Origin of the sequence: Streptomyces gobiensis (assembly GCF_021216675.1) — a bacterium.
Taxonomy (GTDB): Bacteria; Actinomycetota; Actinomycetes; order Streptomycetales; family Streptomycetaceae; genus Streptomyces; species Streptomyces gobiensis.
Genome location: NZ_CP086120.1, coordinates 3,265,492 through 3,289,201, shown reverse-complemented (window position 1 = coordinate 3,289,201; position 23,710 = coordinate 3,265,492). Strand labels below are relative to the sequence as shown.

General features: G+C 68.5%; 21 protein-coding genes. 9 read left to right on the top strand and 12 right to left on the bottom strand.

Annotated features, from left to right (window positions below; translation table 11 throughout):
• Positions 1–100: 100 nt before the first annotated feature.
• Entirely contained in the window at positions 101–1,825 is a 1,725-nt protein-coding gene (locus test1122_RS15370) for an AMP-dependent synthetase/ligase (RefSeq protein ID WP_232269738.1), read from the top strand.
• 67 nt (positions 1,826–1,892) lie between these two features.
• Here the strand turns inward: test1122_RS15370 and test1122_RS15365 are convergent, their stop codons facing one another.
• On the bottom strand, positions 1,893–2,372 hold the full coding sequence (locus tag test1122_RS15365) for a thioesterase family protein (protein ID WP_232269737.1): 480 nt from the start codon (positions 2,370–2,372) through the stop codon (positions 1,893–1,895).
• 320 nt (positions 2,373–2,692) lie between these two features.
• Between test1122_RS15365 and test1122_RS15360 the strand changes: the two genes are divergently transcribed.
• From test1122_RS15360 to test1122_RS15350, 3 genes are all read left to right on the top strand, one after another.
• Positions 2,693–3,235 (top strand): cysteine hydrolase family protein, encoded by a 543-nt coding sequence (locus test1122_RS15360; protein WP_232269736.1) that lies wholly within the window; start codon positions 2,693–2,695, stop codon positions 3,233–3,235.
• Entirely contained in the window at positions 3,232–4,191 is a 960-nt protein-coding gene (locus test1122_RS15355) for an FAD-dependent oxidoreductase (protein WP_232269735.1), read from the top strand. Before test1122_RS15360 ends, test1122_RS15355 begins: the two co-directional genes overlap by 4 nt.
• A gap of 121 nt (positions 4,192–4,312) precedes the next feature.
• Complete coding sequence (locus test1122_RS15350) at positions 4,313–4,960, top strand: DUF4360 domain-containing protein (protein WP_232269734.1); 648 nt, start codon at positions 4,313–4,315, stop codon at positions 4,958–4,960.
• Positions 4,961–5,130: 170 nt separating this feature from the next.
• On the opposite strand, the gene test1122_RS15345 is transcribed toward test1122_RS15350, so the two are convergent.
• Together test1122_RS15345 and test1122_RS15340 are read right to left on the bottom strand one after the other, a co-directional pair.
• Complete coding sequence (locus test1122_RS15345; protein ID WP_232269733.1) at positions 5,131–5,478, bottom strand: VOC family protein; 348 nt, start codon at positions 5,476–5,478, stop codon at positions 5,131–5,133.
• Positions 5,479–5,759: 281 nt separating this feature from the next.
• Positions 5,760–7,676, bottom strand: coding sequence for an AMP-dependent synthetase/ligase (locus test1122_RS15340; RefSeq protein WP_232269732.1), 1,917 nt, complete (start codon positions 7,674–7,676; stop codon positions 5,760–5,762).
• Positions 7,677–7,955: 279 nt separating this feature from the next.
• On the opposite strand from test1122_RS15340, the gene test1122_RS15335 reads away from it, so the two are divergent.
• Entirely contained in the window at positions 7,956–9,026 is a 1,071-nt protein-coding gene (locus test1122_RS15335; RefSeq protein WP_232269731.1) for an alpha/beta hydrolase, read from the top strand.
• A 31-nt stretch (positions 9,027–9,057) separates the two neighbouring features.
• On the opposite strand, the gene test1122_RS15330 is transcribed toward test1122_RS15335, so the two are convergent.
• From test1122_RS15330 to test1122_RS15300, 7 genes are all read right to left on the bottom strand, one after another.
• Positions 9,058–11,520, bottom strand: coding sequence for a SpoIIE family protein phosphatase (locus test1122_RS15330; protein ID WP_232269730.1), 2,463 nt, complete (start codon positions 11,518–11,520; stop codon positions 9,058–9,060).
• Between the two features lie 131 nt (positions 11,521–11,651).
• Positions 11,652–13,001 carry a dicarboxylate/amino acid:cation symporter gene (locus test1122_RS15325; protein WP_422396990.1) on the bottom strand — a complete coding sequence of 450 codons (1,350 nt, stop codon included), beginning with the start codon at positions 12,999–13,001 and terminating at the stop codon, positions 11,652–11,654.
• Positions 13,002–13,345: 344 nt separating this feature from the next.
• The gene (locus test1122_RS15320) at positions 13,346–13,666 is read right to left on the bottom strand and encodes a DUF4229 domain-containing protein (RefSeq protein WP_232269728.1); all 321 of its coding nucleotides are present in this window, start codon (positions 13,664–13,666) and stop codon (positions 13,346–13,348) included.
• Positions 13,663–14,187, bottom strand: a complete 525-nt coding sequence (locus test1122_RS15315) for a GNAT family N-acetyltransferase (RefSeq protein WP_232269727.1) — start codon at positions 14,185–14,187, stop codon at positions 13,663–13,665. Before test1122_RS15315 ends, test1122_RS15320 begins: the two co-directional genes overlap by 4 nt.
• Before the next feature lie 786 nt (positions 14,188–14,973).
• Positions 14,974–16,140 (bottom strand): aminofutalosine synthase MqnE, encoded by a 1,167-nt coding sequence (gene mqnE, locus test1122_RS15310; protein WP_232269726.1) that lies wholly within the window; start codon positions 16,138–16,140, stop codon positions 14,974–14,976.
• A 65-nt stretch (positions 16,141–16,205) separates the two neighbouring features.
• A complete protein-coding gene (locus test1122_RS15305; protein WP_232269725.1) occupies positions 16,206–16,661 on the bottom strand; it encodes an Lrp/AsnC family transcriptional regulator in 456 nt (151 codons plus the stop codon).
• 55 nt (positions 16,662–16,716) lie between these two features.
• Positions 16,717–17,403, bottom strand: coding sequence for a UbiX family flavin prenyltransferase (locus test1122_RS15300; RefSeq protein ID WP_232269724.1), 687 nt, complete (start codon positions 17,401–17,403; stop codon positions 16,717–16,719).
• Between the two features lie 214 nt (positions 17,404–17,617).
• On the opposite strand from test1122_RS15300, the gene test1122_RS15295 reads away from it, so the two are divergent.
• The gene (locus test1122_RS15295) at positions 17,618–18,655 is read left to right on the top strand and encodes a hypothetical protein (RefSeq protein WP_232269723.1); all 1,038 of its coding nucleotides are present in this window, start codon (positions 17,618–17,620) and stop codon (positions 18,653–18,655) included.
• Positions 18,656–18,762: 107 nt separating this feature from the next.
• Positions 18,763–19,353 (top strand): rhomboid family intramembrane serine protease, encoded by a 591-nt coding sequence (locus tag test1122_RS15290; protein WP_338423541.1) that lies wholly within the window; start codon positions 18,763–18,765, stop codon positions 19,351–19,353.
• Between the two features lie 50 nt (positions 19,354–19,403).
• Here test1122_RS15290 and test1122_RS15285 read toward each other — a convergent pair whose 3' ends face one another.
• Together test1122_RS15285 and test1122_RS15280 are read right to left on the bottom strand one after the other, a co-directional pair.
• Positions 19,404–20,624 (bottom strand): polysaccharide deacetylase family protein, encoded by a 1,221-nt coding sequence (locus test1122_RS15285; RefSeq protein WP_232269721.1) that lies wholly within the window; start codon positions 20,622–20,624, stop codon positions 19,404–19,406.
• Positions 20,625–20,749: 125 nt separating this feature from the next.
• Positions 20,750–21,157 carry a PLD nuclease N-terminal domain-containing protein gene (locus test1122_RS15280; protein ID WP_232269720.1) on the bottom strand — a complete coding sequence of 136 codons (408 nt, stop codon included), beginning with the start codon at positions 21,155–21,157 and terminating at the stop codon, positions 20,750–20,752.
• Between the two features lie 159 nt (positions 21,158–21,316).
• Between test1122_RS15280 and test1122_RS15275 the strand changes: the two genes are divergently transcribed.
• Positions 21,317–22,768 (top strand): menaquinone biosynthesis decarboxylase, encoded by a 1,452-nt coding sequence (locus test1122_RS15275; protein WP_232269719.1) that lies wholly within the window; start codon positions 21,317–21,319, stop codon positions 22,766–22,768.
• A complete protein-coding gene (mqnP, locus tag test1122_RS15270) occupies positions 22,765–23,670 on the top strand; it encodes a menaquinone biosynthesis prenyltransferase MqnP (RefSeq protein WP_232269718.1) in 906 nt (301 codons plus the stop codon). The genes test1122_RS15275 and mqnP overlap by 4 nt, the downstream gene beginning before the upstream one ends.
• Positions 23,671–23,710: the final 40 nt, after the last annotated feature.

Here is a 23,710-nt window from a genome sequence, read left to right as displayed (position 1 = left end):
CGCGGGTGAGCGCAGAGGTCAGTGGTGGTGACGCCTCGCGTCATCATGCGCCCCTCGTTCTCTCCCTAGCTTCATGCGTACGACACCGAGGGAGACGCGTATGTCCGCTGAGCCCGCACGTCCCGGCACCCTTGCCCTCTTCGCCGAATGGTCGGCCGAACAGCACGGCCCGCAGCCGGCGCTCCGCTTCAGAACGGCGGACGGGGACGGCTGGGAAACCGTGACATATACGGAGTTCCGCGACACGGTGCGCGCCATCGCGCGGGGACTGATGGGGCTAGGGGTACGGCGGGGCGACCGGGTGGCCGTCCTTGCCGAAACCCGTCCGGAGTGGACCTATGCCCATCTGGCCGTCCTCGCGGCGGGCGCCGTCGTCGTCCCCGTCTATCCGACGGCGGGGGAGGAGGAGGTCACCTGGGTGCTCGGCGACTCGGCGGCTTCGGTCATCCTCTGCGAGGACGCCGCGCAGCGGGAGCGGGTGGAGCGGGTGCGCGGCAAGCTGCCCGCACTGCGTGCTGTGGTACCGATGGACACCATGGGGGAGTTGGCGGCGCAGGCTCCACTGGATGAACTCCTCGCCCGCAGCGGCTCCGTGGAGCCCGGCGATCTGTGCTCCATCATCTACACATCCGGCACCACCGGTATGCCCAAGGGATGCCGGATCACGCACGGCAACATCGTCTCGGTGCACGACAGCACCGTCGACTTCATCGAGGGCGGGCCGGGCAGTGTCACCTACCTCTATCTGCCGCTGGCCCATGCGATGGCGCAGCTCATCGAGTTGCGCTGTCTGGTGCAGGGCGGTGAACTGTGCTTCTTCGGCGGTGTGATCGAGAACATCGTCGCCGAGCTCGCCGAGGTCAAGCCAACCCATCTGCCGTCCGTACCCCGGCTCTTCGAGAAGGTGCACGCGACCGTGCTGTCCATCGCGGAGTCGCAGGAGGGCGGCAGGGAACGCTTCGACGCGGCGGTGCGGCTGGGCGTGCAAGCTGCCGACCTGCGCGCCCAGGACAAGGAACTCCCGGAGGAGCTGCGAGAGCCGTACGCTGCCGCCGACGAGAAGCTGTACGGACTGGTCCGGGCCATCTTCGGCGGCCGACTGCGCTGGGCACTGACCGGCGCCGCCCCGATCGCCCCGCAGACGCTGGACTTTCTGCGCGCCTGCGGCATCGAGATCTTCGAGGGCTACGGCATGACCGAATCCGGCGGTGTCATCGCCCTCAACCACGCGGGCGCGGTCCGCTACGGGACGGTCGGCAAACCCATACCGGGCTGTGAGGTCCGTATCGCTGAGGACGGTGAAGTGCTGGCGCGCGGGGCGAATGTCTTCCCCGGCTACCACGCGAACGAGGCGGCGACAGCCCAGACCCTGGATCCGGAGGGCTGGCTGCACACCGGCGACTTGGGCTCACTGGACGAGGACGGCTATCTCACCATCACCGGGCGCAAGAAGGATCTGATCATCACCTCGGCGGGCAAGAACCTCACGCCCTCGCAGGTCGAGCTGGCGATCCAGCAGTCCCGTTATGTCTCGCGGGCGGTGATGGTCGGTGACAAGCGGCCGTACCCGGTCGCGCTGATCACGCTGGATCCGGATACGACGAAGGGGCTGCCGGAGGACGAGATACGGCGGCTGGTCGAGGCGGCCGTCGAGGCGGCCAACGCGCAGGTGGCACGCCCGGCCCGGATCCGTGCGTTCACCATCCTGGACGGGGACTTCACGGTGGAAACGGGCGTACTCACCCCCACCATGAAGGTCCGCCGCAAGGCGGTGATGGACCGTTACGCGGCCGAGATCGAGGCGCTGTACGCACCGCCCGGGTGACCCCGCGACTTCCGCCGGACTCCGCGTTCGGGGTCCGGCGGAAGGGGCCCAACCGGCAGACGTACTCTCAGGCCGCGCTCGGGACGGGCCCGATGGCGCCGCCCGCCCACGCGGGGGGCGTCTCGGTCAGGGCCGCGAAGCACTCGCGGATCGCGTCGGGCAGCGGCGCCGAACGGCCCGCCCGCTGGTCGACATGGATGCCGAGCAGCTCGGAGGTGGCCACGGGCTCGGCCGCGTCGTCGTCGGGCGTACCCACGTACATCTCGTGCGTGAAGCGCACCTCTTTCTCACTCACGCCCAGCACCCGCGTACGGATGGTGAGCTCGGCGCCCTCCTCCACCTCGCTGAGGTAGCGCACATGCGTCTCGCCGGTGTAGAGGGAACACCCGGTCCCCTCGCGGTAGCCGGAGCCAAGGCCGGTCTCCGCCCTCATCATGTCCGTGGCGTGGCCGAAGACGAGGACGTAGAACGCCTCGCTCATACAGCCGTTGTAGTCGACCCACTCAGGCCGGACGGTCTGCTCGAAATCGGGGAGCCGATCGTTCACTTGGCGCCTCACTTGTCCTGCTTGTCCTGCTTGCACTGCGGTATGTCAGTCGTCCGGCGGCGGCGTGCAGCGACGTCGATGACGCCCTGGTCCCGTTCCCCGACGAGCGGCGATGCTACGCCCGCCCGCCGTCCTGTCGCAGCTCGCGCGGGCGAGGGGAGTGTCACACGCTGGGTCCGGGAGCGGGATGCCTCACCCGCTCCGAGTGAACATTCGGTCAGTATTGATCACGGTCCGTACGAACCGCTTCCAGCTGGATAGCCTGCACGTCAGGCCAGCCCACATCACCCCACCCAGAGCCGGTACAGGAGAACAGCCCCTTGGATGCCCCTCACGCGGCGCTGATCGTCATCGATATGCAGAACGGCTTTCTCAACGCCCACAGCCAGCACATCCTCCCCACCGTCACCGGGCTCATCGACCGCTGGGCGGCGGCTGGCCGTCCCGTCGTGTTCACCCAGTACCGCAATCACCCGGGCAGCCCCTTTGAGCGCCTGCTGCACTGGACGCGGCTTCAGCAGCCGCCCGAGACGGATATCGCTCCTACGCTGGCTCAGCGGGCGGCCCATGCGCGTGCCGTTATCGACAAGCCCGCCTACACCTGCTTCACGGCCCAGGGGAGCGCCCTGTTCGAGAAGGAGGGGTGGAGCGATCTCGTCTTCTGCGGGATCGCCACGGAAAACTGTGTTCTGAAGTCTGCCGTTGACGCCTTTGAGCGTGGTTACCGGCCATGGATCGTGACCGATGCCTCCGCCAGCCACGCAGGCTCCGCCGTCCACGAGGCCGGGGTGACGGTCGCCCGGCGTTTCATCGGGGCCGATCACCTGATTACCTCCGGTGACCTGCCTCAGATGCTGAAATGAGGGATATCGACCTGCTGATCGTCGGCGGCGGTCCCGCGGGCTGTGCGGCGGCCGTGATGGCCGCCAGCCTGGGTATGCGTTCCACCCTGCTTGAGGCGGACACCCTGCTGTGCCGCAAGCTGCTGCACATCCCCGCCCTCAGCAATGTCCTGGGCGGCTTCACCTCCGGACCCGCCCTGGCCGAAGCGATCGCCGGTGATGTCACCCGCTCCGACCGCTGCCACATCATGACCGGGCACCCCGTCTCCCGTATCGACGCCGGCGACGAAGACGTGACCGTAACGCTCGCCCCGGACCAGCGGCTCACCGCGCCGCACGTGGTCGTCGCCACCGGCGTCACCCCGGCACAGCCCGCCCACGCCGACTGGATCACCGCCCCGGAAGGGCTCGCCATCACCCCGCTGTGGGAGGCCAGCCCCGAAGCGCTCACCGGCCGGACCGCCCTCATCCTGGGCGCCGACCGCCCCCTGGACACCCTCCTCCGCTCGGCCCCGGACCTCGACACCCACCTCCTGGTCGTCCACCCGCCCGAGGACACCTACAAGACCGCCGAGGCCCGAGGGGACAGCCGCGTCGAGCTCATCCAGGCCCGCCACGTGACGGTGTACACACCCCCAGAAAGCCCCCAGCTCACCGCCGAGATCACCAGCACAACCGGCGAAACCCTGTCACGACCGGCAGATCACATCCACCTCAACCTGGGCACCCGCCCTCACCACCCCACCGGCCCCTTCTCCCCCGACGAGCTGGGCTACTGCCCACCGGCCCGCCAGCACCCCCGCATCCACATCGCGGGCGACCTCCGTTCCGCACGCTGCCAGCGCATCATGACCGCGATGGGCTCCGGCAGCGAGGCCGCACTGCACGCCTACTACAACTGGCCGGAAAGCTCCCTAGCCGACCCCCACGCTGGTACGTACTATCTGCCCAACTCCGGTCCCACAGACCGCAACTGACCCTGCGGGGACCGGCCCGCTCAACGGTCGCGCCGCGTACGGATGGGGAATCCGCATCCCCCCACCTCGCAGCGGCCTCTTGCGTTACCCCCACACCACCCGAGCCGAGGATGGGAGAATCATGGCCGGTGGATTACTCGCAAGTGGCGCGATAGCAGCACTGTTCGCCTCGACGCTCTCCGCTCAGGGCGCGTCCGCGATCAGCGACCCGCCCCCCGACAAGATCGTCATCGAAGTCGCGACGGTCAATGGATCGGGGTGCCGCCAGGGCACAGCCGCCGTGGCCGTCGCCCAGGACAACACGGCATTCACGGTTACTTACAGCGACTATCTGGCCAGAGTGGGCGGGTCCTCCGACCCGACCGACTTCCGGAAGAACTGCCAGATCAGCCTTGTCGTGCATGTCCCGCACGGATTCACCTACGCGATCGCCAGCGTCGACTACCGGGGTTTCGCCTCCCTGCAGCCTGGCGCCAGCAGCATGCAGAAGGCCTCGTACTACTTCCAGGGGTCACCGGATACGGCGTCCAGGACCCACCCGTTCGACGGCCCGTACAACGACAACTGGCAGGCGACCGACGAGACCGAATGGGCCCAACTGGTCTGGGCCCCCTGCGGCGCCAAACGGAACTTCAACGTCAACACCGAACTGCGGGTCAACGCCGGTACCTCGGACGCGGACAAGACCAGCTTCATGACCATGGACTCCACGGACGGTGACGTCAACACGATCTACCACCTGGCCTGGAAGAGGTGCCCCAAACCCTGACCGAGCGACGGCCCGCCCACCACCCAACACCGGTGAGCGGGCCCACGCCGTGGGGCGGTGGCGCCACCCGCTACGGGAAGCTTGCCGCTCGCTACGAAGCGACTGTCCTTGTCGCGGCCATCAACGAGTGGTTGTGACCAGTACCTTCACCAGCAGTTCGGGGAGAGGCGTCAGCGGTGGCTCAGTACGTTGACCACCCGGCCGTTGGGGTCGCGGACGAAGAACCGCCGTACTCCCCACTCCTCGTCCTGCAGGGGGTGAACAATCTCCGCACCCCTCTCCCGCATGACCGCGTAGGCCGCATCCACGTCGTCCACCTCCACGCTCATGTCCGGGGTGACCGGCGCAGTCTTGTCACTGGTCATGAAGCTGACCTGTGCCGCCGGACTGGACGGGGAGGCGAGCGTCATGATCCACCCGTGATTCATGACCTCTTCAAACCCCAGCAGGCCGTAGAACTCGCGGTTCTCCGGCGCAGCCTCTGACTGGATGATGGGCATGACACGGCGGACGGCCATCGACGACTCCAAGTGAGAACAAACCTGTCTCTGAGACGCCCCAGAAGTACCACAGCACACCCATCGCCGCACGCACTTTCGAAGCAGGTCCTAAAGTTAGTCACGGAAGTGCCGTATCCGGTCGAAATCGATCTGCCGAGCTTGGTCCAGTTCTGAGGCGAAGACTGAGGCGGCGGGTTTGCCGGTGCGGGCCGGTGGTCGGTGTTGTACCCACCCACAGCCCCTCGCGGGGCTGCGAGTTGCCCACAACGCGGGTGGGGGCCCCGCACCCGGGAGCCGGGTCAGGTGTAGAGGGATTGGATCTCCTTGGTGAAGTCGCGGGTGATCGCCGCCCGCTTGAGCTTCAGCGATGGCGTGAGGTGGCCGGACTCCTCCGTGAAATCCACCGGCAGGATCGCGAAGCGGCGGATGGACTCGGCGCGGGAGACGAGTTTGTTGGCCTCATCCACAGCCTGTTGAAGGTCGCGCCGTAGGTCGTCATCCGTGACCAGTGCCTCGACTGGGATGTCCTCCTTCTTGTGCATACGGCGCCAGTGGGCGAGACCGTCGGGCTCCAGAGTGATCAGCGCGGTGATGTACGGCCGATTGTCGCCGAGCACCAGGCACTGGTTGACCAGCGGATGGGCGCGCAGCCAGTCCTCCAGCGGAGCCGGGGCGATGTTCTTGCCGCCGGAGGTGATAATCAGATCCTTCTTGCGGCCGGTGATGGTGAGGTAGCCCTCCGCGTCCAGGGCGCCGATATCCCCGGTGGCGAGCCACCCCTCACCATCCGTGTCCGGGACGGTGATTCCCCGCTCCGAGTCCCAGTAGCCGCTGAAGATATGACCGCCCTTCAGCAGCACCTCACCGTCCTCGGCGATCCGCACCGACGTGCCCGGCATCGGCCAGCCGACGGTGCCCAGCTTGGGCTTCAGCGGCGGGGTGACGGTGGACGCCGCCGTGGTCTCCGTCAGCCCGTACCCCTCGAAGACCTCGATCCCGGCTCCGGTGTAGAAGGCGCCGAGCCGCTTGCCGAGCGGCGAGCCGCCGCAGATGACGTATCGCACCTTGCCGCCCAGCGCCGCCCGTATGCGCCGGTAGACCAGCGGATCGTAGAGGCCACGGGCGGCCCGGACGGCGATCCCGGGCCCCTTGCCATGGCCGCTGCGAGCGGCGCTCCACTCCTCGCCCCAGCGGATGGCGATCTTCGCAGCCCGGTCGAAGGACGAGGCGCGGCCCATCTTCTCCGCCGTAGCGCGCCCGGTGTTGTAGACCTTCTCCAGCACATAGGGGATGGCCAGCAGGAATGTTGGCTGGAAGCCCGCGAGGTCGGCGAGCAGGTCCTCGGTCTGGATGCTCGGCGCGTGGCCGAGCCTGACCCGGGCGCGCAGACAGCCGACGGCGACCATCCGGCCGAAGACATGGGACAGCGGCAGAAACAGCAGCGTAGCGGCGGGCTCCGTGCTGACCGCTTTGAAGACAGGGTGCAGCAGCTCGATGGAGTTGTCGACCTCGGCGAAGAAGTTGCCGTGGGTGAGGACACAGCCCTTAGGGCGTCCGGTGGTGCCCGAGGTGTAGATGAGGGTGGCGACCGTGTCGGGTGTGAGGCCCGCCCGGCGTTCGGTCACCAGGGCGTCGGGTATGTCCTGGCCATCGGCGGCGAGTTGGGGGATGGCGCCGTTGTCCAGCTGCCAGAGGTGGGCCAGATCGGGGAGTTCGGCGCGTATACCGCTGATGAGCCGGACGCCCGCGACGTCCTCGACCGCGATGGCGGATACGGCCGCGTCCTGGAGTATCCAGCGGGCCTGGTGCACGGAGGACGTCGGATAGATCGGGACGGTGATCAGCCCGGCGGCCCAAGCGGCGAAATCGAGCAGCGTCCACTCATAGGTCGTACGGGCCATGATGGCGAGCCGGTCACCGGGGCGCAGCCCGCTGGCGACCAGCCCACGGGCGGTGGCCAGCACCTCATGGGCGAACTCGGCGCAGGTCACATCCTCCCAGCGGCCATCGGGTCGCTTACGGCCCAGCACGGCCTCGGTCGGTGCCTCGCTGGCGTTGTCGAAGGGGATATCGGCGAGCGACCCCCGGCTTACGGGCTGTACGAGCGGCGGTACGGAGACTTCCCGCACGGAGCCGTCCGCGACCCGCAGTACGGGTTCGACAGGCTCGGGGGCGGCGGGGACGGCGGGGACGGCGGGGACTTGCTGTGCGGACATGCGTCCTCCCAGCAGCGAGTTATTGACAGAAATTCAGCACTACTGGGGCGTAGGTTGACGCGGTTATCGCCCTTTGGCCAGAGGTTGGACACGCACCTTCACCAGACAGCCACGCTCTTCTGTCACTCTGGTGCCGCTCTGCCACCGCTCTGCCGCCGCTCTGCCGCCGTGACTGGCCCGAATGCGGTAACTCCTGCGCCGCCTGAATGACCGCGTCCGTTCGCCGTGATGGGGTCGGCTTGGAGGTCTGTGAAGCGCATCTGGTCGCCGAGGAGTTCCGTGGGCATCAGCACGACCAGCCGGAAATCCCGCCCGGCACCGCTGTGGCGTCGTGCGGCGGTAGCGCTCACGGCGATCGCGCTCGCGGCTGCCGTCGCGCTGGCGCTCGCCGTCGGACTGGACTCCTACGGCTCCCGGCCGCAGCCCGCCGCCCCGGTCGGCGCACCAGCGCTGATCGAACGGAGCAGCGGCGACGAAGCCCGGCTCGTCTCCCTCACCCGCGGCGCGGGGCGCACCGTCGATCTGACCATCGACTCCCCCGCTCTCGGCCGACGAGTGGCCACCCGGGTGCTGCTGCCGCCCGGCTTCGATGAGCAGCCGGAGCGGCGTTGGCCGACGCTCTATCTGCTGCACGGCTGCTGTATCTCCCAGAACAGCTGGCAGCTGTGGACCCGGAAGACCGATGTCGAGCTGATCACAGCCTCGCTCAAGGCCCTGGTCGTGATGCCCGAGGGCGGCCCCGTCAGCTACTACAGCAACTGGTGGCGGTCTGACCAGGGCACCCCGGCCGCCTGGGAGACCTTTCATCTGACCGAGCTACGCGAGCTGCTGGAGCGTGAGCTGCGCGCCAACGGGCGCCGCGCAGTGGCGGGCGTCTCGATGGGCGGCACCGGGGCGCTGCTGTACGCGGGGCGGAACCCGGGAATGTTCCAGATGGCCGCGTCGTTCAGCGGGCGGCTGGACACCCAGTCCGACCCACTGGCCGTACTGAACAAGGTCGGCCGCTTCGCGCCGGACCCCAAGGCGCTCTGGGGCGACCCGGTGACCCATGAGCACATCTGGACGGCACACAACCCGTATCGGCTGATCCGCAGCCTCCCCAGGGGCTTCCCGGTCTATATCTCCTGCGGCGACGGCCGCCCCGGCCCCATGGACAGGCCACAGGCCGCACCCAGCGGCCTGGAGGCTTCCTTCGACCGGATGGCCGCGGCCTACATCGACCGCGCCCGCGACTACGGCCTCCATGTCACCGCCCACCGCTATGGCCCGGGCACCCACAGCTGGCGGTACTGGGAACGGGAGCTGGCCACCGCACTGCCCCTGCTGGCGGCCGCGATCGAGGCGGGGTGAGAACTGAGAAGGCGGCCAGGCGGCTAGGCGGCTAGGCGGCGTAACCGAGGTCCAGGTGCTGATGCGGGAGAGGCTGTTCAGCCCAGATGGTCTTGCCGGTGGGGGTGTAGCGCGTACCCCACAGCTGGGTCATCTGGGCGATGAGGAAGAGGCCGCGCCCGCCCTCGTCCTCGCTGGCGGCACGGCGCAGATGGGGCGAGGTGTGCCCGGTGTCGGAGACCTCGCAGATGAGGGTCTGATCTCGGATCAACCGGAGGTGGATGGGTCCGCCGGCGTAGCGGATGGCGTTGGTGACCAGCTCGCTGACGACCAGTTCGGTGGTGAACGCCAGCTCGCCCAGGCCCCACGCGCCGAGCTGCTCGACAGCCGCGGTGCGGGCCTGGGAGACCACCGCGGGGTCGGCGGTGAGTTCCCACTCGGCCACCTGATGACCGGCGAGTACGCGCGTACGGACCAGCAGCAGGGCCGCGTCATCAGCCACCGGCCCGGCGGGCCGGGACGCCACCGCGTGCTCACACAGCTCATCCAGGGGCCGCCAGTGCTCGGCGATGATGGCACCGAGCCGCTGGAGCCCGGCCTCCATATCCCCGTCGGGGGACTGAACGAGACCGTTGGTGAACAGGGCGATAAGGCTGCCCTCCGGCAGGTCGAATTCCGCGCTCTCAAAGGGCAGGCCCCCCAGTCCCAGGGGCGGCCCCGGCGGGATCTCCGGATAGATGACGGCACCGGTGCGGGGGTCGACCACCAGGGGCAGCAGATGCCCCGCCCGGGCCACGGTGCACCGCCCGGATACCGGGTCGTACACGGCATACAAGCAGGTCACGCCCATGGCCTCTTCATCCTCGGGCTCGGCCTCCGAGATCTCCCCGTCCCACAGGGCGGAACGCTCCTTGGCTGTCTGCCCCACCAGATCGTCCAGACGCGAAAGCAGCTCGTCCGGGGCGAGGTCCAGCCGGGCCAGGGCACGTACGGTCGTACGGAACCGTCCCATCGTGGCGGCGGCGCGCAGGCCATGGCCGACGACATCGCCGACGACCAGCCCGACCCGCGTTCCGGACAGCGGGATGAGGTCGAACCAGTCGCCGCCGACACCGGCCTGGGTGTCGGCGGGCAGATAGCGGTAGCTCACATCGGCGGCCGTCTGCGGCGGCAGTCCCCGCGGGAGGAGGCTGCGCTGGAGCATCAGGGCGGCGGCATGCTCGCGGCTGAACCGGCAGGCGTTGTCCACGCAGATGGCGGTACGCGCGGCCAGCTCGTCGGCGAGCGAACGCTCGTCGGCGTCGAAGGGATCAGGGTTACGGTCCCGCAGGAACGTGACCAGCCCCATGGTGGCGCCCCCCGCACGCAGCGGTACGACCAGTCTCGAATGGACACCGCCCTGGCCCGCGTCGGCCGCCGCCTCCGCCCGGTGCTCCAGGATCGGCTGCCCGGAGGCCAGGCTCCGCGCCTGCGCCGAAGTCGGGGGATAGTGCACCGGCTCTCCGGGGTCGGGCCCCACCACGACCGCGGCGCTCTCCGTACGCGCCCGGTGGCCCGCCCGCCGCATCCGGTCATGCACGGGCGCCGCCCCCGCGGCGACCTCCTCACCGCCCAGCACATCCTCCAGCAGATCGATCGCGACCGCGTCGGCGAACACCGGAATGACGACGTCGGCAAGCTCCTCAGCGGTGCGCCGCACATCCAGCGAAGTGCCGATGCGTTCACCAGCGCGCACCAGCAGGGCCAGCCGCTGCTGTGCCTGGTACTGGTTGCTGATGTCGACCGCTTCCTCGCACACACCCAGCGTGTGCCCCCGCGCATCCTGCAGGCGGTAGTACGAGCAGGACCAGAAGTAGTCGTGCCGACGGTCCGCGGGCGGGCGGCCACGGTAGTGCAGACCCACCACAGGCTCCCCGGTGACCAGCACCCGCCGCATGACCCGCTCCAACGACGCCGGGTAGCCCTCGGTCAGCACCTCGCCCTCTGTGAACAGCTTCGACTCGGGCCAGCCCACATAGTCGGCGACCGGGGCGCCCAGTTCCTCCTGCGAGGCGGCGTTGGTCCACGCCAGCCGCAGGTCGGTGTCGTAGATGGTCAGCGTGATCGGCGACTGGGTGACCAGGCCCCGCAGCATCGCCTGATGGGCCTCCCAGCGCTGCAGCTCCTCCAGGTCCGCCGCGACGATGATCCAGGTCGGCCCCGTCCCTCCGGCCGACAGCACGCTCATGATCATCGCCAGCCGCAGAATGTGCCCGTCCCGATGACGTACCTCGAACGCCTCACTCCGCACAGTCCGGGGCTTGCCCCGCCGGGGCGGCCAGCGCATGTCCTCGGGACGCGCCAGCAGCGTGTCCAGGCGGCGCCCCAGCACCTCGGACGCTGTATAGCCCAGCAGCTCCTCCGCCGCCGGGCTCCACCCCATGACCACGCCCTGGGCATCCAGCACCGCGGTGGCCGCGCGCGTCACATCGAGCGGGCCACGAAGGTCTGCCTCCGCCTCGGACGATGAGCTCATAGCACCACCTCACCCGTGCTTTCAGGATCATCCCGCGGTGCGGTCGGCACAACCGCACCGCCGAGGCATACAGCAGAACGAGGGCGCCCCCACCGGCAGTGGGGGCGCCCTCGTCCCGGGCCGCGAAAGCATCAGGCCCGGGCAGCCACCAGCTCCTTCTCGTCCTGCTCCGAGTCCCCGTCCGTGTCCCCGTCCGCCTCCGCGTCCACATCGTCGATGTCGAAGCTCTTGGCGGAGTCGAAGGCCTCGGTGTCGAGGATCTTCTCGCGGGCGGAGACCAGCACCGGGACAACCGCCTGGCCGGTGACGTTGGTGGCGGTGCGGATCATGTCCAGGATCGGGTCGATCGCCAGCAGCAGACCCACACCCTCCAGCGGAAGCCCCAGCGTGGACAGGGTCAGGGTCGTCATCACCGTCGCACCGGTCAGACCAGCCGTGGCGGCCGACCCGATGACCGAGACGAACGCGATCAGCAGATACTCCTGGATCCCCAGGCTGACGTCGAAGATCTCCGCGACAAAGATCGCGGCGAGCGCCGGATAGACCGCCGCGCAGCCGTCCATCTTGGTGGTCGCGCCGAACGGCACCGCGAAGGAGGTGTACTCCTTCGGGACCCCAAGCCGCTCGGTGACCTTCTGGGTGACCGGCATGGTGCCGACCGAGGAGCGGGATACAAAGGCCAGCTGGATGGCGGGCCAGGCGCCACGGAAGAACTGAAGCGGGCTGACGCCACCGACGAACCGCAGCAGCAGCGGATAGACACCGAACATCACCAGCAGGCAGCCGATGTAGACGTCGACGGTGAAGGTCGCGTACTGCCCGAGCAGATCCCAGCCGTACTCATTGATGGCGCGGCCGATCAGGCCCAGAGTGCCCAGCGGAGCCAGCCGGATAACCCACCACAGGGCCTTCTGCAGCAGCGCCAGCACCGACTCGCCGAAGGCCAGCAGCGGGGCCGCCTTCTCGCCCAGCTTGAGGGCGGCGATACCGGCCACAGCGGCCATAAAGACGATCTGCAGGACGTTCAGCTCGGTGAACGGCGTGATGACGTCCGTCGGGATGATCCCGGTGAGGAAGTCCAGCCAGGAGCCGGAGCCGTCCGGCTTCGCACCGTCCTCCGGGGTCAGCCCGGTCCCCGCACCGGGGTTGGTGAGCAGCCCGATGCTCAGGCCGATCGCGACGGCGATCAGCGAGGTCGCCAGAAACCACAGCAGCGTGCGGCTGGCCAGCCGGGCGGCGTTGGAGACCTTGCGCAGATTGGTGATCGAGATGGCGATCGCGAAGAAGACCAGCGGGGCGACGGCCAGCTTCAGCAGCTGGACGAAGGTGCTGCCGATTTTGTCGAGGGCGGTCCCCAGCCAGGATATGTCACCGCTGCGGGCGGCCCAGCCGAGCAGCAGACCGAGGGCGAGACCAAGCAGAATCTGGGCCCAGAAGGGCACCTTGGGCACACGTATGCGCGCAGACGTGGTGGACGACACGGACACACTCCGGTGATACGAAAGGTGGAAGGAAGAGGAGATGAGAAGCGCCGGAAATGTGGTCCGGCCGCCGGATGTCGCTGGTGTTAGCTGATGCGACAGGCCGCGGACAGACAGCGGCAGAGATCGACGTGCAGCCGTGCCACGAGCGGAACACTCGTCAGAGCAAGGGGGCTGGCTGCGGTCATCATGGGCCTCACGCTAACACTCGGTCTTTGGCTCACTCAAAGACATCCTTTGAGTACGGGACACGTGACAGCACAACACCCCACCGGGAAACGTTGATTCCCGGTGGGGTGCGCGGAACGGTGTGACGAGGGTTACGCGGTGAGGCGGTGACGCGGTTACGCGACCTCGTCCTCCTGATTGCGGTTCGCGGCGAGCCTGCCCTTGACGTTGCCGGAGACCCGCTCCACCCGTGGGGCGATCTGCTCGGACATCTCGTCCCGCTGCTTACGCAGCAGCACAAAGCTGAGCGGCGCGGAGACAACGACGGCCAGCAGGAAAATCCACAGCGGGTTGGACGTGCCAATGCCCGCGGGGATCACACCCACCTGGGCCAGCACCGCGAGGACGGCGAAACAACCGACGAAGAGGCCCAGCCGCATCAGGGTGTAGCGGATCGTTGCGTTCACGGCGGTTTCTTCCTTCTGCTGAGAGGTCATACGAGAGGCAGCCACATGATGATGTCGTCCCGGAAGTCGTCGTCCGCGACCTTGATGGCGTCGGGCACCCGGCCGACTTCCTTGTAGCCGCACGAGCCGTAGAAGTGCTCAAGGCCGAGGCCGCCACGGCAGTTCAGCCGGATGCTCCGGATGCCGTCCATGCCCCGGGCGGCCTCCTCGGCCGCGGCCATCAGCGCACGGCCGACGCCCTTGCCCTGCTGGGCAGGGTGCACCATCACGGTGTACAGCCACACCCAGTGTCGCATCAGCCGGTGGGCGTTGAACGTGAAGAAGGCGGTGGCCTTCACCTCATTGTGCTCGTCGAAGCCGAGAAGCACGCGGCAGCGGTTCTCGCTCATCGCACGCAGATGCGTCAGCAGTCCGGGCCGGACGTCTTCCGTGGTGACGGTGGGCACGAAGCCGACGGCGCCACCGGCGTTGACCACGTCGGCCCACAGGGCGCATATGCCGTCCGTGACCCGGTGGTCTATTTCCGGGTCGAGCGCAAACCGAAGGCTCATGCGCTTGACTGTACGACCCGGTTTGCCCCTCCCCCGCCGCGGGGTGCCGTGGGCGGGCGCCCCCGTACCGGCTCCCCCAGCTACCTCCCCCAGACTCCGTCTGGGAGGTGCCCCCAGGGGTACCCCCGGGGGTGCCCCCTTTCCCGGCTGCACCGATACGCGGCTCCGCGCCGCAGCGGGGCTCCACCCGGCTCTGGGGGTGCCGGGGTGGGTTTCCCCAATTCCCGCCCCTTCCCGGCTGCACCCGATACGCGGCTCCCCCGCGCGGCGGGGTTTACGCCCGGCTGCGGGGTGCCGCGGGTGGGCTTCCCCGTATCCCTCCCCCAGACTCCTCCCCCAGCTACCGCTGGGGGTGCCCCCAGGGAGGTGCCCCCAGGAGGTGCCCCCGCCTTCCCGGCTGTACCGATGTGCGGCTTCGCCGCGTGGCGGGCTTCGCCCGGCTGCGGGTTGCCGTGGTGGGTGTCCCCGTATCCCGCCCCTTCCCGTAACCGGGGCTTTGCCCCGGGCCCCGGGTTTGCCGGTGCGGGCCGGTGGGCGGGTTGTGCCCACCCTCCCCCATAGCCTTAAGGGCATGGGGGGACCCCCATCGCCCCTCGGGCGGCCCGAGTGCCCACAACGCTAGTGGGGGTCTGGGGGCGGCAGCCCACAGTTTCGGGAAGGGGCCGGGTTAGGGGAATCCCTCCGCCGACAGCGGCGCTCAGCCACCACCGACGGACGGAGTCCGTCGCAGGGGGCCGAAGCCCTTGAGGCCCCCTGGGGCCGAGAGGCGCGAGGACGCCGTTAAGTTCAGAGCCGCATGGGCTGGGGGGACTCGCGGCGGGCCGGGTCGGGGCCCTCGTACTCGCGGATCACCTCGTAGCGGGTGTTCCGCTCCACCGGCCGGAACCCCGCATCGCGGATGAGGTCCAGCAGATCCTCGCGGGTGAGCTTGTCCGGCGTACCGAAGTCATCCGCATCGTGCGTGATCTTGTACTCGACAACCGAGCCGTCCATGTCGTCCGCACCGTGCTGCAGCGCCAGCTGCGCGGTCTGCACCCCGTGCATAACCCAGAAGACCTTGACGTGCGGGACATTGTCGAACAGGAGACGCGAGACCGCGAAGGTCTTCAGCGCCTCGGCCCCCGTCGCCATCGTCGTACGGGCCTGCAACCGGTTACGGACCTTGCCGTCCTGCATATCCACGAAGTCGTGCTGATAGCGCAGCGGGATGAAGACCTGGAAGCCACCGGTCTCGTCCTGGAGTTCGCGCAACCGCAGTACATGGTCCACCCGGTGGCGGGGCTCCTCGATATGGCCGTACAGCATCGTGCACGGCGTCTTGAGCCCCTTCGCATGCGCCAGCCGGTGAATCCGCGACCAGTCTTCCCAGTGGGTCCGGTGGTCCACGATGTGCTGGCGGACCTCCCAGTCGAAGATCTCCGCGCCGCCGCCGGTCAGCGACTCCAGACCGGCGTCGATGAGCTCGTCCAGGATCTCGGACGCGTCCATCCCCGAGATGGTCTCGAAGTGGTGGATCTCCGTGGCGGTGAACGCCTTCAGCGACACCGTCTCCGGCAGCGCCTCCTTGAGCGCGCTCAGCGAGCGCGGGTAGTAGCGCCACGGCAGCGTGGGGTGGAGGCCGTTGACGATATGCAGCTCGGTGAGGTTGTCGCCCTCCATCGCCTTGGCGAGCCGGACCGCCTCCTCGATGCGCATCGTGTACGCGTCCTTCTCGCCCGGCTTCCGCTGGAACGAGCAGTAGGCGCACGACGCGGTGCACACGTTCGTCATATTCAGATGACGGTTGACGTTGAAGTGAACGACATCGCCGTTCTTGCGCGTACGCACCTCGTGGGCGAGCCCGCCCAGCCACGCCAGATCATCGGACTCATACAGAGCGATGCCGTCCTCGCGGGTCAGCCGCTCCCCAGCGCGGACCTTCTCCTCCAGCTCACGCTTGAGCCCAGCGTCCATGCGTCGCGCCTCCTCAGTCCGCAAATATCCGCTTCGCGCGCTCACCCGAGCGTACGCCCCACCGCCTAGCTCTCCTCGGGCAGCTCCCCCACCCGGTTCTCCCACTTTGTGGAGAGCACGATCGTCGTACGGGTCCGGGAGACGCCCTTGGTGCCGGACAGCCGGCGGATCGTCCGCTCCAGACCGTCCACATTGCTCGCCCGGACCTTGAGCATGTAGGAGTCGTCGCCCGCGATGAACCAGCAGTCCTCGATCTCCGCCAGATCGCGCAGCCGCGCGGCCACATCCTCATGGTCGGTGGCGTCGGAGAGCGAGATACCGATCAGTGCGGTGACGCCGAGCCCCAGGGACGGGGCGTCGACGGTGGCGCGGTAACCGGTGATGACCCCGGCGGCCTCCAGCCGGTTGATGCGGTCGGTCACGCTGGGGCCCGAGAGCCCCACGAGTCGGCCCAGCTCAGCGTAGGAGGCCCTGCCGTTCTCCCGAAGGGCCTGGATGAGCTGCCTGTCCACCGCGTCCATGCGTTGTCCCGTTGCCTTCCGGTTGTCCCGCGTGACCTGACTTCCGTGGATGAATCTAAGGCATGGAACGCTGGGAGCCTGCACTACCCAGCTCACCCTCCCAGCGGTGGTAGAGCTTGTGCGGCACATTCACGGCGTCCAGGACACGTCCGGCGACAAAGTCGACCAGGTGCTGGATATGGGTGGCACCAGCGTAGAACGCGGGCGAGGCGGGCAGCACCACCGCACCGGCCTCGTCCAGGGCGACCAGCTGCTTCAGGGTCTGACCGCTGAGCGGTGTCTCCCGGACCGCGACCACCAGCGGCCGCCGCTCCTTCAGCGTCACGCTCGCCGCCCGCTGGAGCAGATCCTTGGACAGGCCCAGCGCCACCCCGGCGACACAGGCGGTGGAGGCCGGGACGATCAGCATGCCCTTGCAGGGGTACGACCCGGACGACGGCCCGGCGGCCAGATCCCCCGCGGGCCAGTGCCGTACGGCGTCCCCGGTGAGGTCCACCGCGTACGCGTCCGGCGTGCCGTCCGCCCCCAGCGCGAGCCAGCGCCGCAGGTCCTCCCGCCAGTGGCCGTCCCGGAAGGGGTGCCCGGTCTCATCCAGCAGCGTCAGCCGGGAGGCCCGGCTGACCACCAGGTCGACCTGCTCCCCGGCCGCCAGCAGCCCGCGCAGCACGGCGGCGGCATACGGCGTTCCGGAGGCCCCGGACACTCCGACGATCCAGGGGCGGCGCTGGGCGGTATCAGTCACACCACCGAGCGTACGGGCGTCGCGCGGGGCGGCGTACCCCGCGACCAGACCCAGGGAGCAGGCCCCACAATGGGGTGGGCTCCGGCATCGTCGGCGCGGAGCCCACCGTCGGACCAGGAGTTCGGATCAGGAGCCCGCCATCAACATCACGCGCAAGGCGCACCGCCGGAAAGGTGCCGTCCTCGGCTGTGCCGCCCTCCTCCTCACCAGCACCGTGGCATGCAGCACCACCGAGCGCGTCGGCGCCGCCATGAAGGTCAAGAACGCCGTCGAGAAGCTGGGCGCGCGTGAGTCGGTCACCGCCACGGCCCGCATCGACGCGACGCCGGATCAGATCTATACGTATCTCCAGCAGGGCAAGGGTGTGGGCAAGGGCAAGAAGGCCCGGGAGAACGCCCAGCTGCTGGCCGATCTGGAGCTGGCGGTCTCGGTCGGGGCGGACAAGCCGCTGAGGGACCTGACCGATACGGACCGGGCCGACAGCGCGACGGCCGTCAACTTCGGTGGCGTGGACGTCTTCTCGTTCAAGTCGGTCGACAGGAAGCTCTATGTCCAGCTCAGTCTGGAAGCGCTGGCCAAGGAGATCAACGGCACCGGTCTCGCGCTGAAGGACGCCCAGGAGCTGGGACGGCTCACCAAGGAGCTGCCCTCCTCACTCGCGGCGGCGCAGTCGGCACTGAGCGGCAAGTGGGTGCGTATCAACCCCAGGGAATTCGGTGAGTTCAGCGAGGTACTGGGCGGTGAGGCGGGGCAGCACGCCGAGCGGCTGGCCGAGGCCACCGCGGTGCTGCAGAGCGCCCCGGTGCAGCAGCGGATCGTGACCGCGGTGCAGGAGTCCCTGGGCAAACACGCGACGTTCACCTCGGCGGGCACCAAGGAGGGCGCCGAGCATGTCACGCTCACCCTGCCCGCGCGCGACGCGGGCAAGGTGCTGGCCGCCGCGCTGCGGCCGGTGCAGCGGCAGATCGGCGACCTGGATCTTTCCGTACTGGAGAAGGCACCGAACAAGAAGGTCGTAGCGGACCTCGCGATCCGGCATGACACGCTCTCCACGCTGACCGTGGACCTGGGACAGTTCGACGAGGGCCGCGCGGGCCAGCCCGCGAAGCTCCCGCTGAAGCTGACCTTCGCGCCTGGTGAGGCGCTTGCGGTCGCTGCCCCGCCCGTCGCCGAGAAACTCAACCCCCAGGATCTGCTGGCCGCCCTGACGTATGCGGCGATGAGGTCCCCGGAACTCTCCAAACTGCTCTAGACGTTGTCTACGCTGTAGTAATACGTATAGAGGACCGGGGGGTCTGCATGGCGTACGGACCAAGCGGGACGGGCCCGCGCCCGGGCCCGACACGGCGCTCCAGAGCGATGGCCGCGGGCGCGTTCATGCTCTCCTGGGTCGTGCTGATGTGGTTGCTGGAGGCCATTGACGGTCCCGCCGGTCCCATCGTCCGGGAGTACGGCATACAGCCGCGGGATCTGGACGAGGTCCTGGATATCTTCCCGGCGGCCTTTCTGCACTTCGGCTGGGACCATGTCATGGCCAACACCGTGCCGCTGCTGATCTTCGGCTTCCTCGCCGCGGTGCGCGGCCTGGCCCGTTTCATCGGCGTGGTGCTGGTGATCATCGTCGTGAGCGGGCTCGGCGTCTGGCTCACCGCTCCGGACGGCTCCAATACGGCGGGCGCCTCCGGTGTTGTCTTCGGCCTCTTCGGCTATCTGCTGGTGCGGGGCTTTGTCGAGCGGGACGCGCTCGACATCACCGTCGGTATCACGGTGCTGCTGCTCTACGGCTCGATTCTGTGGGGTGTGCTGCCCACCGCGGCGGGCGTCTCCTGGCAGGGTCACCTCTTCGGTCTGATCGGCGGCGTTCTCGCGGCTTTCTGGCTTCGCCGGACGCCCCAGCGGCGGGCGGTCCGCGGGGCCCCCGGCGGTATCGGCCCCAGCCCCTGGAGCTGACCGGCACGCTGGGGCTCGGGCGGGGGCCGGGGGCTGGGGGGCCGGTCAGGTCAGGTCAGGTAGGTCTTCCAGCCGCCGGTGGGCTCTTGGCCCACGCCCAGGCCACGCAGCTTCCGCAGCACCCCCGCATGCTGCACATCGAGCCAGTCGACAAACTGCCGGAAGGACACCAGGCGCACATCCTTCCGCTTCTCATCGGCGATGTGCTTGATCGCCTCCTCAACGGCGTCCATATAGATGCCGCCGTTCCACCGCTCAAAGTGGTTGCCTATGAACAGGGGCGCCCGGTTGGTCTCATAGGCGCGCTGGAAGCCCGCGATATACGCGTCCGTGGCCTGCTTGCGCCAGCCCGGGTAGTTGGCGGGCGGCGCGTTCGTGGAGTTCTGCGACTGGTTGGCGAGGATGTTGTAGTCCATGGAGAGCACCTCGAAAGAGTGCCCGGGGAACGGTATGGACTGCAGCGGCAGATCCCAGATGCCCTGCTTCTTCGCGGGCCAGATCTGCAACCCGCCGGCGGAGCTGGCGTCGTAGCGCCAGTTCAGCTCCGCCGCGGTCGGCAGCAGATTGTCCTGGCCCAGCAGGCACGGGGTGCGGCCGCCGATGAGCTCCTTGCGGTAGTCGAAGGGCAGCGGTTCAAGATCGCTGAAGCCCGTGTTCGTACGCCACTTCGTCACAAACGACATGGCCTGGTCGATCTCGGACCGCCACTGCTGCGGGGTCCACTTCTCGACCGAGCCCGAGCCGCCGCAGAAGTGCCCGTTGAAGTGCGTACCGACCTCATGGCCTTCCAGCCAGGCGGCGCGCAGGTTCTTCAAGGTCTCCCGGATGTTGCTGTCCTTGAGATAGCCGATGTCGGAGGCGCCGACCGGGTTGTTCGGCGGACCGTAAAGATTCTGTTTGGACTCCGGCAGCAGATACAGCCCGGAGAGAAAGAAGGTCATCGCCGCGCCGTGATCTTCGGCGACCTTGCGGAAGCGCGGAAAGAGGCCGTTCCCGACCTCGCCGGCGCCATCCCAGGAAAAGATCACAAATTGCGGGGGCGTCTGCCCCGGCTCCAGCTTCTCCGGCTGCGACGGCTGATTCGGCTGTGGTCCGGTGTCGGCCGTTGAGCCGTCACCTATCGCCTTGGCCTGCTGCTTTTCCTCCCCCGCGCCCCCCTTGCCCGACCCGGAGGCTGCCCCGCATCCGGCGGCCCCCATGGCGACCAGGGCCCCGGCTCCCATACCCAGCAGGCCCCGTCGGCTTATACCTATCCCACCCTCGTCCGGCATGACATCCCCGTTCCCTTACGGCATTGCGGTCTCGATGCCGGGAAAGAGGGGAACACCGGGCATGCCGGTTCCGTGAATGTCTGCCTATTTGCGCAGCCTTTGCCGCGGACTTACTCGGCCGCAGGTCAGGCCTTTGGCGGGGTGTCGTCCGGGCCGTTGTCCTTACGGCGGAACTCTTCCTCCCACTCCTCCAGGCTGAGCTCCTCAGCGGGAGGCGGGGCCTCCTGGCGCGGGCCGTCCTGGGCCGGCGGCGGGGTGTCCTCGTCCTTGATGGACTTGAGGAAGTCCGGATTGTCATCCGGGGCGACCCACCGGCGCTCCTCCGCGCGGGTGGCGCCGTACGCGGCGTTCTTACGGGGGCGGCCGACCGCGAACCAGGCGATCGGGCCCACCAGGACCTGACCGAAGAGCAGGACGATGATCACCCATACGACCTTCGGCAGCTTCCGCACCTGGTTCTCAGGAGTGTTGAGGCAGTCGATAAAGGCGTAGACCCACACCGCCAGCAACAGCAGGATGGCAAGAACTTTCATGTGGAACGCCCCCTGAGTACGTCCTGACGTGGCGCGGGTGGGCCTGAGACATCAGCCCCGATACAAGGTCAAGCGTAATGGGAGCCGCAAGTGAAGGGCGCGCTGCCCGGCGGCTGCCCCGCGGCATGCCTGGCGAGGCGATACCCGATACTGGCAGGCATGGCATACGACGATCTCCGCTCGCTCCTGCGGGCGCTTGAGCGGGATGGCGATCTGAAACGCGTCAAGGCCGAGGTTGACCCCCGTCTGGAAGTGGGCGAGATCGTCGACCGGGTCAACAAGGCGGGCGGCCCGGCGCTGCTCTTCGAGAACGTCAAGGGCTCGGCGATGCCCCTGGCGATGAATGTATTCGGCACCGACCGGCGGCTGCTCAAGGCGCTCGGCCTGACGTCGTACGGGGAGATCAGCGACAAGATCGGCGGCCTGCTGAAGCCGGAGCTGCCGCAGGGCTTCGTCGGGATGCGGGAGGCCTTCGGCAAGCTGGCCGGGATGACGCACGTCCCGCCGAAGAAGGTCAAGGACGCTCCCGTGCAGGAGGTCGTCCGCACGGGCGACGAGGTCGACCTTGACCAGTTGCCCGCGCTGTTCACCTGGCCGGAGGACGGCGGCTCGTTCTTCAATCTGGGCCTGACGCACACCAGGCACCCGGAGACCGGGGTACGGAATCTGGGGCTTTACCGGCTGCAGCGGCACGACCGCCGGACCATCGGGATGCACTGGCAGATCCACAAGGACAGCCGCAACCACTACCAGGTCGCCGCCAAGCGGGGCGAGAAGCTGCCGGTCGCCATCGCCTTCGGCTGCCCGCCCGCGGTGACCTACGCCTCGACCGCGCCGCTGCCCGGCGATATCGACGAGTATCTCTTCGCTGGCTTTGTGCAGGGCAAGCGGGTGGAGATGGTCGACTGCAAGACCGTGCCCCTGCAGGTCCCGGCGCAGGCCGAGGTGGTGCTGGAGGGGTGGCTGGAGCCCGGCGAGATGCTGCCGGAGGGCCCGTACGGCGACCACACCGGCTTCTATACGCCGCAGGAGGACTTCCCGGCGCTGACGATCGACTGCGTCACCACGCGCAAGCGGCCGCTGTTGCAGTCCATCGTGGTCGGCCGTCCACCGACCGAGGACGGCCCACTGGGACGGGCCACGGAGCGGTTCTTCCTCCCCCTGCTCAAGATCATTATTCCGGACATCGTGGACTACCACCTGCCGGAGGCAGGCGGCTTCCACAACTGCGCGATTGTCTCGATCGACAAGAAATACCCCAAGCACGCGCAGAAGGTGATGCACGCGATCTGGGGCGCGCACATGATGTCGCTGACCAAGCTGATCGTGGTCGTGGACGCCGACTGCGATGTCCACGATCTGCACGAGGTGGCCTGGCGTGCGCTGGGCAACACGGACTACGCGCGGGATCTGAGCGTGGTCGAGGGCCCGGTGGACCACCTGGACCACGCTTCCTACCAGCAGTTCTGGGGTGGCAAGGCGGGCATCGACGCCACCGCGAAGTGGCCCGAGGAGGGCTATACGCGCGATGGCGGCTGGCCGCACATGATCGAGTCCGATCCGGAGGTGGCCGACCGGGTGACCAGGCGCTGGCAGGAGTACGGCCTGTGAGCACCGCTGAGGGTGTTGTCGGCCCGGGCCCCAGCAGGGTCAAAGCCTTTCTGCGGCTGGTGATGATCGAGCACTCGGTCTTCGCGCTGCCCTTCGCGTATATCGCCTCGCTCACCGCGATGTTCCAGGTCAGCGGCACCGTTCACGGGTGGGATCTGCTCCTGGTCACCGTCGCCATGGTGTCCCTGCGCACCTTCGCGATGGCCGCGAACCGCATCATCGACCGGGAGATCGACGCCCGAAATCCGCGCACGGCCGGGCGTGAGCTGGTCACCGGCGCGGTGTCCGTGCGTACGGCGTGGGCCGGTGCCCTGATCGCCCTGGTGATCTTCCTCGGTGCGGCCGCACTGCTCAACCTGCTCTGTCTGGCGCTGGCTCCGCTGGCGGTCGTACCGATGGTGGTCTATCCGTACGGGAAGCGGTTCACCAATTTCCCGCACGCCATACTCGGCCTCGCCCAGGCCATCGGCCCGGTGGGCGCCTGGCTCGCGGTCACCGGGGCGTGGTCGTGGGACGCGGTCATTCTGGGGCTGGCCGTCGGCATCTGGATCGGCGGCTTCGACCTGATCTTCGCCTGCCAGGATGTGGCCGCGGACCGTGCGGAGGGCGTCAAGTCCGTCCCGGCCCGCTTCGGCATCACCGCCGCGCTGTACGGCGCCCGCGGCTGCCATGCCGTCACGATGGCGCTGCTCATCTGGTACGGCCTGGCCACGGGCGCGGGGCCGTTCCTCTGGGCGGGACTGGTGATTGTCGTGGCGGCCTTCGGCTATGAGCACGCCATTGTCAGGCCGGGGGATCTGAGCAGGCTCAACCGGGCGTTCTTCACGGTGAACGGTGTGATCGGGATCGTCCTTTTCACGTTCGCGCTGCTCGACCTGCTCACCCGCGGCCTGACCTGGTAACCGGGGGTTTTCCCCAATCCCCGCCCCTTCCCGAAACCGT